Below are 17,985 nucleotides of genomic sequence, written 5' to 3'. Positions count from 1 at the left end.
TTTTGTTGCGGGCATCTGCCCTGTCATTCTGATGTGGCACAGGAGAGCCACGCCGCTACAACAGCGGCATGGCAGGCATCGACTATGCTGCGACTTTTTCTTTTTTGGCGACGGCCTGTTTTGCCGCATACATTTCACCAAGTGCACGCTTGTATTCTGTCGGGAATACCTTGACGAACTTGGCACGGCTGCGTGCCCAGTCGTCGAGCAAATTACGGGCACGGGTGCTGCCCGTGTGTTTGAAATGACGCTCTATCAGGTTGCGCAGGATGGCTTCATCCGTTTCACCTTCACCACCACGGGTGCGGCTGTGCCAGATCGATTTATCCATGGTCGCCAGTTGTACATCACCGGCCAATACCGGCTCCAGAGTCACCATGGACATATTGCATTTGGCCTCGAATTCGCCTTCCGGATCGTACACATAAGCGATACCACCCGACATGCCAGCGGCAAAGTTACGACCCGTGTTGCCCAGAACGATGACGGTGCCGCCAGTCATGTATTCGCAGCCATGGTCACCGGTGCCTTCAACAACAGTAACAGCACCGGAATTACGCACGGCAAAACGTTCGCCAGCAACGCCGTTGATGAAGGCTTCACCGGAGATAGCACCGTACAGAACGGTGTTACCACAGATAATGTTGTCGATTGCCCAGCCACGGAATTCTGTATTTGGGCGAATGATGATGCGGCCACCAGACAAGCCCTTGCCCACATAGTCATTACCCTCGCCCACCAGGTCCAGGGTCACACCATGTGCGAGGAAAGCGCCGGCAGACTGGCCAGCCGTACCCTGCAACTGGATATGGATGGTGTCATCCGGCAAACCTTCATGACCGTATTTCTTGGCGACCTCGCCGGACAACATGGTGCCGACAGTGCGGTTCAGGTTCTTGATCGGCGAAATGAAGGATACTTTTTCACCCGTATCGAGAGCGATTTTTGCCTGGGCGATCAGTTTGTTGTCGAGCGCTTTTTCCAGGCCATGGTCCTGGCCGTCAACATGGCGTATCGCCGCACCTTCAGCCAGTTCTGGCTGATAGAAGATGCGGCTGAAATCCAGGCCCTTGGCTTTCCAGTGCGCAACGGCTTTGGACTTGTCGAGCAGGTCTACACGACCGATCAATTCATCATAAGTCCGTATGCCCAGTTGTGCCATGATCTGACGCACCTCTTCTGCAACGAAGAAGAAATAGTTGACGACGTATTCAGGCTTGCCAGAGAACTTGGCGCGCAAAACCGGGTCTTGTGTCGCCACACCGACCGGGCAGGTATTCAGATGACATTTGCGCATCATGATGCAGCCTTCAACCACCAGTGGCGCGGTGGCAAAACCAATTTCATCTGCACCGAGCATGGCGGCTATCGCCACGTCGCGACCTGTCTTCATCTGGCCGTCAGCCTGTACACGCACACGGCCACGCAAGCCATTCAGGACCAGGGTCTGCTGGGTTTCAGACAAGCCCAGTTCCCACGGCGTACCGGCATGTTTAATCGAAGACAAAGGTGAAGCACCGGTGCCGCCGTCATGACCAGCGATGACCACGTGATCGGCCTTGGCTTTGGATACACCGGCAGCCACGGTGCCAACACCGACTTCAGACACCAGCTTGACCGAAATCGACGCTTTTGGATTGACGTTTTTGAGGTCATGGATCAGTTGCGCCAGATCTTCGATCGAATAAATGTCATGATGCGGTGGCGGAGAAATCAGGCCCACACCTGGTACAGAAAAACGCAGTTTGGCGATGTACTCGGATACCTTATGACCAGGCAATTGACCACCCTCGCCCGGCTTGGCGCCTTGCGCCATCTTGATCTGTATCTGGTCTGCCGACGTCAGGTATTCTGCCGTCACACCAAAGCGGCCAGATGCCACCTGTTTGATGCGTGACCGCAACGAATCACCATCCTGCAAGGGAATATCAACCTCTATCTGGTCTTTACCTACAACAGAAGCCAGGGTTTCACCCTGCCTGATAGGGATGCCTTTCAGTTCTTGCTGATAGCGCGCAGGATCTTCACCGCCTTCACCGGTATTTGATTTGCCGCCTATGCGGTTCATGGCGATCGCCAGTGTCGCATGTGCTTCCGTACTGATGGAGCCCAGAGACATCGCACCTGTCGCAAAACGTTTGACGATTTCCTTGGCAGGTTCTACCTGGTCCAGGGAAATGGCTTTGCTCGGATCTATCTTGAATTCAAACAGGCCACGCAAAGTCATATGACGCTTGCTCTGGTCATTGATGATCTGCGCATATTCTTTGTAAGAATTGTAGTTGTTGGCACGGGTCGAATGCTGGAGCTTGGCAATCGCATCCGGTGTCCACATATGGTCTTCACCACGGACGCGATAAGCATATTCACCACCAGCATCGAGTGCATTGGCCAGTACCGGGTCGCTGCCAAAGGCTGCCTTGTGCAGGCGCAAAGCTTCTTCAGCAACTTCAAACACGCCTATGCCTTCTACATTCGATGCCGTGCCCCTGAAGTATTTGTCAACCAGGGATTTATTGAGGCCAACTGCTTCAAAAATCTGCGCGCCGCAATACGACATATAGGTAGAGATACCCATCTTGGACATGACCTTCATCAAGCCCTTGCCTATCGCCTTGGTGTAGTTGTAGATCGCTTTTTCTGCCGACAACTCACCGGACAAATCCTTGGCCATATCGGCCAGGGTCTGCATCGCCAGGTAGGGGTGAACTGCTTCCGCACCATAACCTGCCAGCAGGGCAAAGTGATGGGTTTCACGGGCAGAGCCAGTCTCGACGACCAGGCCTGTGGTTGTGCGCAAACCCTTGCTGACCAGGTGCTGATGCACAGTCGATGTTGCCAGCAATGCCGGGATAGCCACATAGTTGGCATCCATCTTGCGGTCCGTGATAATCATTATGTTATGACCGGATTTGACCGCGTCGACAACTTCAGCACAGATGGAAGCCAGGCGCGCCTCGATACCATCCTTGCCCCAGGCGATGGGATAGCAGATGTCCAGTTCATACGACTTGAATTTGCCGCCGGTATTGGCGCTGATATTGCGCAGCTTGGCGATATCAGCAAAATCCAGTATTGGTTGTGCTACTTCCAGGCGCATGGGCGGGTTGATGTTATTGGTATCCAGCAAATTCGGTTTTGGACCGATGAAGGACACCAGCGACATCACCATCGCTTCGCGTATAGGGTCGATAGGTGGATTGGTGACCTGCGCAAACAATTGCTTGAAGTAGTTGTATAGCGGCTTCAACTTGTTCGACATGACGGCCAGCGAAGAATCATTGCCCATGGAGCCGATTGCTTCTTCTCCACCGACGGCCATAGGCGCCATCAGGAATTTCAGGTCTTCCTGGGTATAGCCAAACGCCTGCTGTCTGTCCAGCAAGGTCGCGGCGTATTCTGTCTTGTCTTCTGCTGCCTTCAATTCATTGAGCTTGATACGTACCGATTGTATCCATTGCTTGTAAGGTTTGGCGTTGGCGTAAGTGTCCTTGATTTCCTTGTCATCTATGATGCGACCGGCTTCCAGGTCAATCAGGAACATCTTGCCTGGTTGCAGACGCCATTTCTTGATGATCTTCGATTCTGGAATAGGCAAAACGCCGGATTCAGATGCCATGACGACCAGGTCATCATCCGTGACGATGTAACGTGCAGGACGCAAGCCATTGCGATCGAGCGTGCCGCCGATCTGGCGGCCATCGGTAAAGGCCATGGCGGCCGGGCCGTCCCATGGTTCCATCATCGCAGCATGGTATTCATAGAAGGCGCGACGGTTGTCGTCCATCATGGTGTGGTTTTCCCAGGCTTCGGGGATCATCATCATCATGGCCTGGGCAATCGGGTAGCCAGCCATGACCAGCAATTCCAGCGCATTGTCAAAACTTGCCGTATCGGACTGACCTTCAAAAATCAGCGGATACAGTTTTTGCAGATCATCACCGAGTACGGCAGATTTCATGACGCCTTCACGGGCGCGCATCCAGTTGAAGTTGCCTTTGACGGTATTGATTTCACCGTTATGCGCAATCATGCGGTAAGGGTGGGCCAGCGGCCATTCAGGGAAGGTATTGGTCGAGAAACGCTGATGCACGAGGGCCAGCGCAGACACGCAACGTTCGTCCTGCAGGTCTTTATAGTAGACACCGACCTGGTCAGCCAGCAGCAAGCCTTTATAGACGATGGTACGGGCTGACATCGACGGTACGAAGTATTCCTTGCCATGAAGGAGATGCAGGGCTTCAATCGCATGCACAGCCGATTTGCGGATTACATACAGTTTGCGCTCCAGCGCATCAGTGACCATGATATCAGGGCCGCGACCGATGAAGATCTGGCGTATGACCGGCTCTTTTTCACGCACGGTAGGCGACATCGGCATGTCGCGGTCTACTGGCACATCACGCCAGCCCAGTACGACCTGGCCTTCTGCACGCACGGCACGTTCTATCTCTTGTTCGCAAGCCAGACGGGATGCATGTTCCTTGGGCAGAAAGATCATGCCTACGCCATATTCACCGGGTGGCGGCAGGTTGATGCCCTGTTTGGCCATCTCTTCACGATAATACTGGTCAGGTATCTGGATCAGGATACCGGCGCCATCACCCATCAGGGCATCGGCACCAACCGCGCCCCTGTGGTCAAGATTTTTCAGGATCAGCAAACCCTGGTCAACGATGGCATGGGTTTTCTTGCCCTTGATGTGGGCAACAAAACCGACACCACAGGCATCATGTTCATTGGACGGGTCGTACAAACCTTGAGCGTGCATATTACCTCCGGAGGACAATTCAATATCAGGACTTACGTGAAACAGCTGTCGGCCACAGGCATACAGATGGGCTACCTTGGCTATCTTGCAGACTGCTGATGGCAGATTGATGACATCGACTCAAAAACATCTTTCAAATCGACCTGACCATGCCTCCGGGTAATGAAACATGGTGAATGCTGGACAAATGTGTCGGCCTGGATTTGCCTGACAACGACAGTTTTGCGTAAATCCTGTTGGGACTGGGATAGAGAATAGTGCAGTGCAAAAGATTATTCAACTGTTTTATTTAGGGTCAGTGTCAAATTAAAATAAAGAGCATATTTGAATTATTTAATTAGGGACATAGTGAAGAAGAGCGCATTCTTCGATTTAGACTATTTTTCAATTGATCTTGGAAGTTTCCAGGATGCTCTTGACTGTGGCTCGGTGCCACAATCTCAGAAACTCAATCTGCAGTGTCTGCCTTGCGTGGCCGGCCACGCTTGACGGGCTCCACCCGACGTGCCGTCAGCTTGCTCATTTCTATCTTGAATTTGGCCGTACCCAGCATCCAGGCCTTGGTCGTCGCTTGCGTGATTTCATTGATTTGCTGGGCAGACAAGCCTGACTCCAGCTTTTCCTTATAGGCGGCTTCACGCTGGAAAGGGGTGTTGCCCAATGCCCAATAACTGCTGTGATCAGTAATCAGGGGGTCTATATGCAAACCGGCATGATGGCGATAGCTGCACCATGGGTAGTCAAGCAGATCCTGTACCAGACCTGCACGCTGCGGATTGCTTTCTATATAGATACTGCAGGGAATAAAGTATGTCGATGATTCTATGACAGTAGCACGATAGCGCCCCTGCCACAGAGTTCCAGTACGCTGATACTTGCGATTGAAATAGGGGACATAGTGACGGCCCAGCCACTGCATCATCTTGCCCAGACCAGACTCGTCACCCGGGGTCAGCAAAAGATGAAGGTGATCCGGCATCAATACATAAGCATGGATAACCACATCAAACAGCCTGGCGGCTTGCTTCAACCAGTCCAGAAAAGACGTGTAGTCCTCGGCATCATGAAAAATCATGGTGCCAGCATTGCCGCGCTGGATGACATGATGTTGCTGATGCGGGATAACAAGTCGGGCTAGTCTGGCCATGGCAAGCTGTACGAAATCCAAAAGAGTCTGGATTGTGCTTGCCAGAGCCTGGCTTGTCAAAACCTATCGCCCTTGCCGGGTTCAGACACAGTGCTTGCAAAACCTGCCCGTCGACCAGCCCTGTCAGTAACAACAGGGCTGAAACGACATCAGGCCAGCCAACAAGACCGTGGACAAACTCAGGCAGCGATCAGTTGTGGAGCAGGAGTGCGGCTTTTCAGACGGAAAGCCTTGAGCGCACGGGACGCATCAGGTACGGCGACGACTTCAGAAACGCCAGTCATCAATTCAGAAATACGGCTTTTCAGGGCTTTTGCCTGGGTGGCCAGCTTGAAATGTGCAGGACGCTGGGTCTGCACGATGCTCCAGCGGGCTACCGGGGATAGATTGGTGCCATCCAGCAGGGAGCGTTCACGCAACCATTGCTCAAAAGAACGGGTTGTCATGTCGCTTTCTATCCAGATCAAATGATCTGCAGTGATTTTCCTGCTTTTGTCCGTTGGACGAACCAGTATTTCATAAATCATTTTCCGACTCCTTTAAGGGAACCTTTGCTTGATGAAAGTTGTCAGCAAAGATTCTTTAGTCCAAAAACGCTCTGGTTCGCCGTTTAGTTGACACGTTAGGTTACAAAAGTCGGAAATATTTGAATGTTTTTTATTAAAAATTATTAAATTTCTCCAAATATGCCTTTAAATTAGCAATTTATTAGCATTTTATTAGCATTTTTCAGAAATTTGTAACAGGAATGTAATCGCTACACCCCTCTACTATTTTCTTATTTGATCCTTGAAGCTTCCAGGGCAAAACTCAATTTACCGAAGCGAGCGCTGACTTCATCAAATTTCTTTTGCTTTTGCGCATCCGTCAGGTTCGGATTATTGAGGTTCTCACGCAAGACGCTGAACAATGTCAGATCGGCAATAGGCTTCAATTGTGCATCGGTGGAGCGCTGGAAACCTGAAAGATTCAGGATGTCCTTCAACACTGCCTGGCTATTTTTTTGCTTGCCGTAGCTGGCAAAGAAATCTTCGACTTTGCTCTTCATGGCTGGCGACAGGTCTTTGCGGTAGAGCATGGGATCGTTAGGGATCAAGGGCGAAGACCAGATCACACGCACTTTATCCAGCTGATCAGGTGCTTCCTTCTTCAGTCTGTCCATTTCTTCCGTGTTAAAAGTGGCAACATCTGCCTGCCCCTTCAAGATCGCCTCGAAATTCGACTGGTGATTGCCGTTGAGCACTTTCTTGAACAGCTTGGCCGGGTCCAGTTTGTTCTTGGAAAACAGGTAATACGCCGGCACCAGGTAACCGGATGTAGATTTTTTATCACCGTCAGAAAAAATAAATACGCCCGGTTTGGCAATCACTTGCTCGAAACTGGTCAGCGCACTTTTGCTGGACACGATAATCACAGAATTGTAACCGCGTGAGCCATCGCTCTTGACCATCTGTGCAAACACGGTGGCTTTGCCTTCCTCTACGGCGTCGAGCGCGACCTTGCTACTGAGCCAGGCAATTTGTATGGTGTTATTTTTCAGGCCAGCCAGGATATCGCTGTAATTGGTTGAAATCGCCGCACTGACTTCAGTACCTGTGCTTTTCGCCAGATCATCCAGTAAAGGCTGCCAGCGCTTGCGTGTATCTTCTATGCTGGTGGTAGCAATCAGACCAACAGTCAGTTTTTCGGCGGCTTGGGCAAGTGACGCAAACATACCGCACACTAGCAGTATCAGGGGCAGGAATTTCCTAAACATATAACCTCAATAGACAAGACAAATACCCAAAGCATCAGAATGCCGGCAACCTTCTAAGATGCACGATATGGGACACAACAAGCGACGTCCGGGGCGTACTTTGGGACAGGAAGGGGATGGTGATTGGATGCACATTGAAATAAATGCTCGTGCATCAATTGCCCGTTATTATAGCACTGGATGAATTTGAGCAACTATTTCCCAATGCAAACAGTATTTTTACCTATACCCGGATTGCCTGCCTTGCTTGCCCGTAGCTTTACCGGTTGTTTGCTAGCGCCGCTATTTTTTGCAGGCCATGTCATGGCCACTGACAACCGGCCCCAAAATTGGGGACAGACTACCAAAGGCGAAGCTGTGGTGCGGCATTGTCTGCAAAACAGCCTGGGTATGCGCGCCTGTTTTATCAATTATGGCGCGACCATCACCACGCTTGCCGTACCGGATCAGCATGGCAAACTGGCCAATATCATATTAAGTCTGCCCGATCTGCCTGCTTACTTGAAGACCCGGCACAGACATGCTGCTATCATCGGACGCTATGCGGGGCGCATCGCCAGGGCAGAATTCAGGCTAAACGACGAGCTCATCAAATTGCCAGCCAATGAAAAAGGAATAGCCTTGCATGGCGACCCAGATGGATTTGACAAGCGCGTCTGGCAATACCAGGATATTTCTGCGGCAGACAGCACGGGCGTCCGCTATACCTTGAGCAGCCCCGAAGGCGACCAGGGCATGCCGGGACAGATCGAGGTCAGCGTCAGTTACAGCTTGATGAAAACCAGCAATGAGCTGCGCATGGACTATAGTGCGCATTCCCCGGCAAGCAGCAAAACGACCGTCACCAACCTGACCAATCATGCCTACTTCAATCTGGCGGGTGCAGGTTCACGCGGCCTGGATACCCATGTATTCCAGATACTTGCAGACCGGTATACTGAAACAGACGCTAAACGCATTCCTACCGGTCGCATCCTGCCGGTATCGGCGACACCGCTGGACTTGCGCCAGCCAACCACTATCAGCCAGCATCTGATGCAGGCCAGCGCATTGCTGGGTAATCCACCTGGTTATGATCATAGCCTGCTGTTCACTGACTGGGACCAGGGCCTGAAACTGGTTGCAAGTATCAGCGAAAGCACTTCGGGCCGGCAAATGGATGTCTACACGACCGAACCTTCCGTGCAATTCAATAGTGGCAACGGCTTTGACGGCAGTGAGCTTGCCAGCGAAGGGCGAGCCTATCTGCGCCACGATGGCTTTGCATTTGAAACCCAACATCTGCCTGACAGCCCCAATCACCCTGAATTCCCCAGCACCGTACTGAAGCCAGGACAAACCTGCACATCAACTACCAGTCTGCGTTTTTCACTTGCAGGAAAGGACCGCCAATAGGCGGAACCACTAAGGACAGGTCGGTTTATCATCGCTACGCGTAATGCTGAGATCGGCAAAATACACATAGTCGTCACGATGCTGGTTCAGTTGCACATGATGTTTGCGATAAATCCCCCATTTGGGTCGCATATGGTCTGCACCAGTACGCCACAGCTGCAAATCGTTACGCTGCAATTGCAACAAACTCTGGCCTTTTTGATCGTCAAGATTCAGTTGATAAGCGCTGTCGTGATTGGCGAAGCGGATACGTTCACGCACACTGATCCACTGACCCTGCACTTGCGCCAGCGGTACTTTGGCCAATACCTGGTAAGCACTACCATCACTGGACTGATCAGCGATGTGCCGTATCTCCATCATTCCATTTGCGAGAGCCGTGAAGGTGATCAGCGGTGCTTCGGCGAATCTGCCACCATGTGCCTTGATCTGGTGAACATGGGTGAATGAGGGCGAGAACTTCATGTCTGCTGCGATCTTGAAACGCCAGGCGTAGGTATATGTATCGCCTTCATGCGCCTGGAAAGCGACATGCATCCCTGTCTTGGCTGGAGCGATTTTGATCTCGGTACGACTGCGGTCACCGCCGTCAGCCTGGCTGCGCAGATCGAGATTGACGTCGCTTGGCTCTATCGCCAGAATGGCAAAATAAGCGGGCACATCAGCATCACCAAGCACTGCAACATGCGGCCGACGCGGCTGGTAGAAAACGTCACTCGGTGCTTCAACTGCACCTTTGCCAAAGATATCTTCGATAAACTGATAACTGGCGCCAACATCACTGGCAGATGGCTTGAGACAAAGACTGTTGCCATATACGCCGGAACCGGCGACCGGCCCAGCAATTACCATCAAGCTGCAGCACATCCCTGCGCTTGTCAGCAAGCGGACAAATAGAGACGGATGCATATCAGTATTGCGGGCCGGCGGTAACAAAGGGGCCACCCTGGTAGATGCTGGTCAGGTCATGGGGATCGACAGCAGGTGCAGCCTGCGCAAAGCGATCAGCAAATACCCGTGAACTATCCCTGGGCGTGAAACCCAGATGAGCAGCCTTGCTGTTGTCCCACCATCTGGCCTGATTGTCTGAAGTTCCAAAAATAATGCTATGCCCTACCCTCGGGGTAAACAATGCCACCCTGACCAGTTCAACCAGGTCGTCATAGCTGAGATAAGTCACCATCATGCGGGCATTCCGGGGTTCAGGAAAAGATGAGCCTATGCGCAGGCAGACGGTTTCTATGCCAAAACGATCGTAGTAATAACGTGACAAAGCCTCACCAAAACATTTACTGAGACCATAAAAACCATCGGGCCGCAACGGACTGTCGGCATCCACCAGCTCAGTCGTGCGGTAAAAACCCACAGTATGACTGGAACTGGCATAGACAACACGCCTGACGCCAAGCTTGTACACCGCCTCATACAAATGATGCATGCCCAGTATATTCGCCTGCATGATGGGTTCAAATTTGTCTTCTACCGATATGCCGCCAAAGTGCAACACGGCGTCAACCCCCTTGAGCAATTCATGTACCGCAGCCTTGTCAGCAAGGTCACAGACTTGCAACTCCTCACCGGCAACAATATTCTCGACTGTCACGATATCACTGAGGCGCACGATGTTTGCCCAGGGCTTGATACGTTCACGCAAGACCCTGCCCAGCCCCCCGGCGGCGCCTGTCAGTAAAAGACGGTTAAAAGGCTTTTCGCTAAATTGTTCGCTCATCATCATTGTCGATTTTTGGTTAATGTTGGCTGCCAGCTCTGGCAAATTCTTTAAGCTTGAGCAGATTTAGTTAAACGTTTAACTAAGTATATAGGAAATCCTGCCACGGTCAAATATTTCACAATGATGCAGGAAAATGTTCTCAAGCCGGTCGTTGAATGAATGTTTTCCAGACAGTGCAAGCAATATCAATTGATACTGAATACCTTGTTTATGCGCTAAGATTCTGCTCTTGATAAACCCCAAGACACCTTGACCGTTAAACGCTTTTTACAGCCAATGAAGAAAAAACTACCGACCATACGTGATGTCTCAGCCGAAGCTGGCGTATCCACCGCCACCGTTTCCAAATTCATCAATGGTACGCAGAGATTTTCTCCTTCCGTAGAGGCAAAGATCACAGAAGTCATTGCCAGACTCGGTTACCGCTCTAACCCGCTGGCGCAATCGATGATTACCGGGCGTACCAAGTCCATAGGCCTGTCCATACTTGATATCAGCAACCCGCATTTCACCAGCATAGTCAAAGGCGCCAATCGTATCGCCATCGAACATGGCTATACCTTGCTGCTGGTTGATACAGAAGAAAATCTCAGCCGTGAAAAACCGCTGATAGAAGCACTAAGCAGACGAGTCGATGGCATGATACTGTTCTCGCGTACGAGTGAGGCCGAACTCAGCTGGACCGGGCAACTGGAAAAACCACTGGTCTTCTTTGGCCGTCACAGCCAGCTTGGTTTTCCCTGCGTCAGCAGCGATGACCACAAGGGCGCCTATATGCTGGCCCAGCACCTGATTACCCTGGGCCACAAGCGTATCGCCTACCTTGGTTTCAGCAAGTCCAGGCGTGACGAAGAACGCTATGGCGGCCTGCAGGAATGTGCCGCCGAGCACCAGCTCACGGTCGATATCTACAATACCAATTCTCCTTCAGCTGCTGAAGGAGAACGTCTGTGCTCGTCCATCATGCTGGGGAAGAAGCATCCTGACGCTGTGGTTTGCTACAACGACCTGATGGCGCTGGGTTTCATGAAAGAAGCACAAAATCTTGGTTTCGACATCCCCGGGGATGTCTCGGTCGCCGGCTTCGACAATATCCAATATGGTCGCTATACCTCGCCACCATTGACCTCGGTCGACTTGCAGAGTGAAGAAATGGGTGTCACTGCCATGCGCAAGTTGATCAGCATGATCAATGGCGACACCAGCACAGGCCTGACCACGATCGCGCCGCAACTGGTGCTGCGTTCGTCGGTCATGAACAGAAAATAAACAGATAAAGTAGAACGGACAACGACTAAAGCATGCTTAAGCACAGCAAGGTCTTGTGCAAAAAAACGACAAAATAAGAAAACGTTTTACATTTAATTTCATATCACTCAAGGCCAGACGAAGCGCGGCCTGCATTTTTGCATACCTCTCTTTGCCATTCGCCGATTCAAATCACGCTGTCTGGAGAAAATTTTAAAAATCAGGTTTACCTTCAATTTGATTTCAACTACTATTTTAGTTAAACGTTTTCCTAAATTGAAAAATCAACCTATTCCGAGGTTGATAACGGGAAACAGCTAACAAGCGAGGAGATGTATGGTTTGCCGCAATCAAATCCTGGTCAGGTTAAGTGTGTGCGCAAGCATGTTGCTCTTGAATGAGCATGTCCATGCAGGCATGGCAGGCAGCGAAGTCGCGCCACCAGTCACCACACCGGTACAGCAGCCCATGAATTACCTGGTACAGGAGGCGCTGTATCCGCAACTGGATTTTCTGGCGCAAAAACTGCTGAACGAAAGAATGCAAACTACGCTGGCAGGTTACCCGGCATTCAATGGCAAAGACAAATTCCTGCCGGGGAAAATTGCCACGGGCATGGCGCATATCCTGCTCAATACCACGGCAGCCACGCCTGCCCGTGAGCAGGCACTGAAAAATTTTCATGATATAGCTGACATGACAGTAGCACTCGATAATCACAGCTGGGGTATTTACTACTACCTTCTGGCACTGCATCAGATCCATGAGGCTGGTTTGCTCGAGCACGCCGTCAGCCCCGCTACGCTGGCAAAACTCAAACAGCAACTTGACTGGCGCAGCTTCGTCAACGTCAGCGACTTGAAGCTGATCAACTTACCGACCAACTATTATGGCGTGGCCTTTGGAGTCGCCAGACTGCGCATGTTGCTGGGCTGGGAAAGCGTTGCCAGCAGTGAGCAGTTGCTCAGCAAATTGCTGACACACTACGATGCCCATTCGGGCCAGTACGGGTTCTCTGACGAAACCGACGGCGAAGGTCGCTTTGATCGCTACAGCATCTTGTTGATTGCCGAAATTTGTCACCGCCTGATAGAAACCGGTAAAGAAGTTCGACCCGACCTGAAACTCAAGCTCAGAAAAGCAGCCGACATCGCTCTGGCGATGAGCAACACACATGGCGATGGTTTCAGTTTTGGCCGCAGCATAGGCGCCTATGGTGATACCGCCATACTGGAAATCCTGTCCGCCTCTGCCTATCTCGGTGTCCTGACGGCAGAAGAAAAAGATTATGCCTACGCCTATTCCACCCGCATCTTCAACAAGTTCCGGAGCTTCTGGTACGACCCGCAATTGCATTCAGTTGATCTGTGGAGCAAGGGCAGGAAGACCGATGCCTATCGTGGCGTCCATCGCGTACTTGGTGAAAATTTCTCGCTGCTGCACCAGTTACTGACAACCAATGCCATCTGGGTGAAGATGGGCTATGCACAAACCATACCCAAGTCTGATCTGCAAGCCTGGGCTGACAAGACACAACCCCGATTCAGGCTGGACTGGTTTGCACGTGGCGAATATGACAGGGCACTGGCCACTTATCGCGACCGCCAGCATGTGTTCAGCCTGTTGCTGGCAAATGGTGGTCCCGGGCAGCATGCGAACAGCCCATACTATGCCTTGCCATTTTCCAGTGAGCTGATTGCCGGCATTCCGGACAGTGGTTTCGCTCATCCGCAATTACTCCCCAAACTGACGCTCGACGACGGTACGGAACTGATTGCTACCGCCTTCATCAAGAATATCCAGACCACAAACGATGCAGAGGGTCAGTACCTGACATATCAGCAAGACGGACTGACACGCATGACAGCTGAGACAAAATCACCGCAAAAAGATACACGCGTCAAACTGCAAAGTCGTTATCAATTTGCACCAGGCAGCATTTCAAGAACCGATGAATATCAGCAAACCGGTACCGCCCGTATCAGACAGGTCAGCCTGGAATTTGCCAGTTTTTCTGACGAAGCCAGTATCGATGGCAACAGCATCAGTTTCAGCCAGGGTGGCATTACAAAATTCAGTGTCGAGGGTCTTGAATATTGCTCGGTAAAAAAACTCGTTAACGACACTTATTTCCAGACCCCCTCTGGTCCATTCAAAAGCCTGATCACTTGCACCAGCAAACAACTGATCCCCGTCACGCCGCTGATCATCAAATGGACCATGCAATATCAATAAGTCAGAACAAAAAATCCGCAAGAGGGGATCACCCTTTTGCACAAAACTAAGCAGCGCAAAAATACAACAAAATCAGGAGACAACAATGTCAACAAAATCACATGACAAACCGCTTCAATTAAAGCCCTTGCACCTTGCCATCAGCCTGGCCCTGTTGAGTCTGGCGCAAATTGGCCAAGCTCAGCAAAGCACAACGACAGAATCCAGTGAAGGCAAGCTGAATGAAGTCGTCGTATCAGCCAATAAACGCATAGAAAAACTTGAACACGTGCCGATGGCCATTTCGGTGCTTGGCGACGCCACTTTGCAACGTAACAATGTCAGGGAAATCGCCGATGTGATCAACCTGTCGCCAGCCCTGTCCATCACCTATGGATCGACCCCGGCCAATAACGGCATCAATATGCGCGGCATAGGTACAACCTCGATAGGCATAGGTGTTGAGGCTGATGTCGCCGTCATTATTGACGACATCCCCATGGGTATGCAGGTCAAGGCTTTCCAGGATCTGACAGATATCGCCAGGATAGAGATTTTAAAAGGTCCGCAAAGCACCCTGTTCGGTAAAAGCGCGATTGCCGGCGCCGTCAATATCGTGACCAAACCTGTTTCTGGTCCGCTGTCTGGCAACATCAGCAGTCTGTACACCAGTGACGGCGAATGGCGTATAGGCGCAAGCTACGGTGGCGAATTCTCGGAAAAATTCGGTTTTCGCGTCACTGCCAGCGATACCCGTTTCCCCGGTAACGTGAATAATCTGACCGATGGCAGCAAGGTCAATGGTTCCGGCGGCAAGACCTTCATGGCGAAACTGAGCTGGCATCCAACCGACAATCTGGACATCGATTTTTCACCGCGCTATAACAGCACTGTCACCTCCTGTTGTGTGCTGGCCATCACCAGCCTGACACCGGCGGGTGGTTTATTGTCCAATATCGCCCAGTTGCCCGCCAGTACCCTGCTCAACGGTATCAATATAGGCCCATACAATACGGCTGTGCGTAACGATGCCATGACGGGCCAGACATCGACCAGCCGTGGAGCCGGCTTGAAATTCACTTATTCATTTGCGGATGGCGCTACGCTGACCTCGATCTCTTCGGTAGACCGTTACTATGCCAATGACAGTCGCGACCAGGATTTTGTCGATGTCCCTACCCTGTTCTATTACCCTCTGGCAAATGGCAAGGCTGCCGGTGTCAATGCCGGGTATATACAGTACGGCAGCTTTGATGTGAAATCGCAAACCCAGGAATTGCGCTATACCTCGAATGACAAGGGTGCAATACGTTATGTACTCGGTTACTGGTATGGTAAAAATTCCATAGAGCGGCATTTCGTACGCGGCTACAACGGCATCGCACTGACCACACCTGTGCAGTATTTCACCGATACCTATAATGTCAACAACGCTGTGTTTGGCCAGGCGACATGGGACTTTGCCAAGGATTTCAGTCTGCTGGCCGGCTTGCGCTACAACCGCGAAACCTCGGGTTATCGTTTTTCTGTCGGCGCACCGCCACCTGGCGCCTATGTGCAAACCGATTTCTTTTCCAGCCTCGACAATACCGAAAATGCCACTACCGGCAAGCTGAGCCTGCAACATCAGGTCAACAAGAACATGATGGTGTATGCGATGGGCTCCACCGGTTACAAGGGTCTGGCCTATGATCTGACCAGCGGCTTGAATGTAGCAACGGCAGCCCAGCAACCGGTCAAGTCAGAAACTGCCAAAACCTTTGAGATCGGCTTGAAAGGCAATTTCCTTGACAACCGCCTGACCTTGAATATCGCAGCTTTCAACAGCAAGTTCAGCGATTACCAGCAAAATTCTGGCGGTTACCTGCCCGGCACCACTACCTATGTGACCCGCCTCAATAGCGTGGGTGGTGTACAGACGCGCGGTGTGGAGATGGATGTTTCAGCACTGGTCACCAGGGACCTGATCATCAACGGCAGCCTGGCTTATACCGATGCAACGATCACTGATTTCCCGAATGCGCCCTGCTATAACGTCGCTGGCAGCCCAAACGGCGGTTTCAATGCCGAATGCCAGTTAAAGTCCGCACAATATGGTGGGCAAAATGTACAGAACCTGGCTGGCGCCAGAATGCCCAATGCCCCCAGGATCAAGGCAAATATCGGTGGACAATATGACCTGCACCTGAGCAACCTGCCCTTCGACGCCTTCTTCACCGGTAGCGTACGCTATCAGAGCGATGTCCTCACCAATCTGAACCAGGACCCATCGCTGGCCGTGCCGGCCATCAGCGTCACCAATATAGGATTTGGCATCAAGGACAAAATGAACAAGTACAAACTGAGCTTCTTCATCAACAACCTGTTTGACCGCCACTATGCCAATACCGGTTTTACCGGCGTCGGCAGCTGGAGCAGCAAGGCCCCCAATCCTGTGCTGACAGTGACCAACACCACCTGGACACCAGCCCGCGATGCCTTTCGCTATGTCGGCGTCAGGCTGGATGCAAAATTCTGAGTATCTTCAGTAATTTGAACACCGTGATGAATAGCCGACGCTGTTCATCACGGTCTTGAGAAAATCTGGCATTTCCCTTCTTTCCAGATTCCGGCAATTCTGCCGGATGGTTTTCTGCCGTCTGTTGTTTCAAGCGAGATCTCATTCCATCCACACAAGCAAGGAGTACATCATGTTATCTGCAAAACCAAATAGCAAAACAGTTATTCTGAAACCGGCTTTGACATTCATCACTTGCACCCTGTTAGCAGTTACACTGCCAGCAAAGGCGACGACATACAGGGTAACAAACGCCAAGGAATTGCAAGACGCCATCGGCAAGGTAAAGGCCGGAGATGTGATACAACTGGCCGCCGGCACTTACAAAGACAAGTTTGTCATCAAGAACAAAAGCGGCAAAGCTGACCAGCCCATACAACTGACCGGCCCTGCCGGGTCATCTGCCGCAGTACTGGCAAACAGTGGCGGCTATGGCCTGTATCTCGATCATGCCAACTACTGGATCATTGATGGCATCACCATCAATAATTCTGGCAAGGGCATTATTCTCGATACCTCCACCAACAATGTGTTGCAAAACCTGACGGTGCATGATGTGGATGATGAAGGCATACATTTTCGCGCCTTCAGCACGGACAATGTATTGAAGAACAGCCACATCTATAACACCGGCAAGAAACAGGCTGGTTTTGGTGAAGGCGTGTATATAGGATCTGCCAATTCCAACTGGTGCACCTACACTTCATGCAACCCGGACAAGAGCGACCGCAACAAAGTGCTGACGAACAGCATAGGTCCGAATGTCAGGGCCGAGGGCATAGATATCAAGGAAGGCTCATCCGATGGCCTGATACAGGGCAATACCTTTGACGGCAGCGGCATCAGCGGTGAAAACTATGCCGACAGCGTGATTGATGTCAAAGGCAATAATTACGCAATCACAGGTAATACCGTCAACAACCATCCCACCTCCAGTGATAAAAACCTGCTTGACGGTTTCCAGATACATCAGGCCTACACAGGATGGGGAAAGAACAATAAATTCAGCAGCAACCGCTTCAACCTCAATACCAAGGGTTATGGCATCAATGTACAGTCAGGATTGATTGGGAATATCGTCTGTGACAATAACTCGGCGACGAATACGACTGGTGGTGTCGCCAATGTGGCGCTGGTACATTGTCAGTAAGCTCCTTTGAGACGG

At 51.3% G+C, this 17,985-nt stretch carries 11 protein-coding genes; 5 read left to right on the top strand and 6 right to left on the bottom strand.

Going from position 1 to position 17,985, the window contains the following annotated elements:
- Positions 1-82: 82 nt before the first annotated feature.
- The 4 genes from LZ463_RS23175 to phnD all read right to left on the bottom strand — a co-directional run bounded on the left by LZ463_RS23175 (position 83) and on the right by phnD (position 7,674).
- Positions 83-4,771 (bottom strand): glutamate synthase-related protein, encoded by a 4,689-nt coding sequence (locus LZ463_RS23175; RefSeq protein WP_241458673.1) that lies wholly within the window; start codon positions 4,769-4,771, stop codon positions 83-85.
- A 448-nt stretch (positions 4,772-5,219) separates the two neighbouring features.
- Positions 5,220-5,918: a transposase gene (locus tag LZ463_RS23170; protein ID WP_241458672.1), complete on the bottom strand. Its 699-nt coding sequence runs from the start codon at positions 5,916-5,918 to the stop codon at positions 5,220-5,222.
- 179 nt (positions 5,919-6,097) lie between these two features.
- Positions 6,098-6,445: a nucleoside phosphorylase-I family protein gene (locus LZ463_RS23165; RefSeq protein ID WP_241458671.1), complete on the bottom strand. Its 348-nt coding sequence runs from the start codon at positions 6,443-6,445 to the stop codon at positions 6,098-6,100.
- Between the two features lie 251 nt (positions 6,446-6,696).
- Positions 6,697-7,674: a phosphate/phosphite/phosphonate ABC transporter substrate-binding protein gene (phnD, locus tag LZ463_RS23160; protein WP_277624152.1), complete on the bottom strand. Its 978-nt coding sequence runs from the start codon at positions 7,672-7,674 to the stop codon at positions 6,697-6,699.
- A 204-nt stretch (positions 7,675-7,878) separates the two neighbouring features.
- Here phnD and LZ463_RS23155 point away from each other — a divergent pair, with 204 nt between their 5' ends.
- Positions 7,879-9,069: an aldose epimerase family protein gene (locus LZ463_RS23155; RefSeq protein ID WP_241458669.1), complete on the top strand. Its 1,191-nt coding sequence runs from the start codon at positions 7,879-7,881 to the stop codon at positions 9,067-9,069.
- Between the two features lie 9 nt (positions 9,070-9,078).
- On the opposite strand, the gene LZ463_RS23150 is transcribed toward LZ463_RS23155, so the two are convergent.
- Complete coding sequence (locus tag LZ463_RS23150; protein ID WP_241458738.1) at positions 9,079-9,921, bottom strand: heparin lyase I family protein; 843 nt, start codon at positions 9,919-9,921, stop codon at positions 9,079-9,081.
- Positions 9,922-9,979: 58 nt separating this feature from the next.
- The gene (locus LZ463_RS23145) at positions 9,980-10,798 is read right to left on the bottom strand and encodes an NAD-dependent epimerase/dehydratase family protein (protein ID WP_241458737.1); all 819 of its coding nucleotides are present in this window, start codon (positions 10,796-10,798) and stop codon (positions 9,980-9,982) included.
- A gap of 279 nt (positions 10,799-11,077) precedes the next feature.
- Between LZ463_RS23145 and LZ463_RS23140 the strand changes: the two genes are divergently transcribed.
- The 4 genes from LZ463_RS23140 to LZ463_RS23125 all read left to right on the top strand — a co-directional run bounded on the left by LZ463_RS23140 (position 11,078) and on the right by LZ463_RS23125 (position 17,970).
- A complete protein-coding gene (locus tag LZ463_RS23140; protein WP_241458668.1) occupies positions 11,078-12,070 on the top strand; it encodes a LacI family DNA-binding transcriptional regulator in 993 nt (330 codons plus the stop codon).
- Between the two features lie 363 nt (positions 12,071-12,433).
- Positions 12,434-14,284, top strand: a complete 1,851-nt coding sequence (locus LZ463_RS23135; RefSeq protein WP_241458667.1) for a hypothetical protein — start codon at positions 12,434-12,436, stop codon at positions 14,282-14,284.
- Positions 14,285-14,369: 85 nt separating this feature from the next.
- Positions 14,370-16,781, top strand: coding sequence for a TonB-dependent receptor (locus tag LZ463_RS23130; RefSeq protein WP_241458666.1), 2,412 nt, complete (start codon positions 14,370-14,372; stop codon positions 16,779-16,781).
- A 172-nt stretch (positions 16,782-16,953) separates the two neighbouring features.
- Positions 16,954-17,970 (top strand): right-handed parallel beta-helix repeat-containing protein, encoded by a 1,017-nt coding sequence (locus tag LZ463_RS23125; RefSeq protein ID WP_241458665.1) that lies wholly within the window; start codon positions 16,954-16,956, stop codon positions 17,968-17,970.
- Positions 17,971-17,985 lie beyond the last annotated feature (15 nt).

Origin of the sequence: Undibacterium paludis (assembly GCF_022568815.1) — a bacterium.
GTDB lineage: Bacteria > Pseudomonadota > Gammaproteobacteria > Burkholderiales > Burkholderiaceae_D > Undibacterium.
This window is presented reverse-complemented; position numbering and strand designations above follow the sequence as displayed.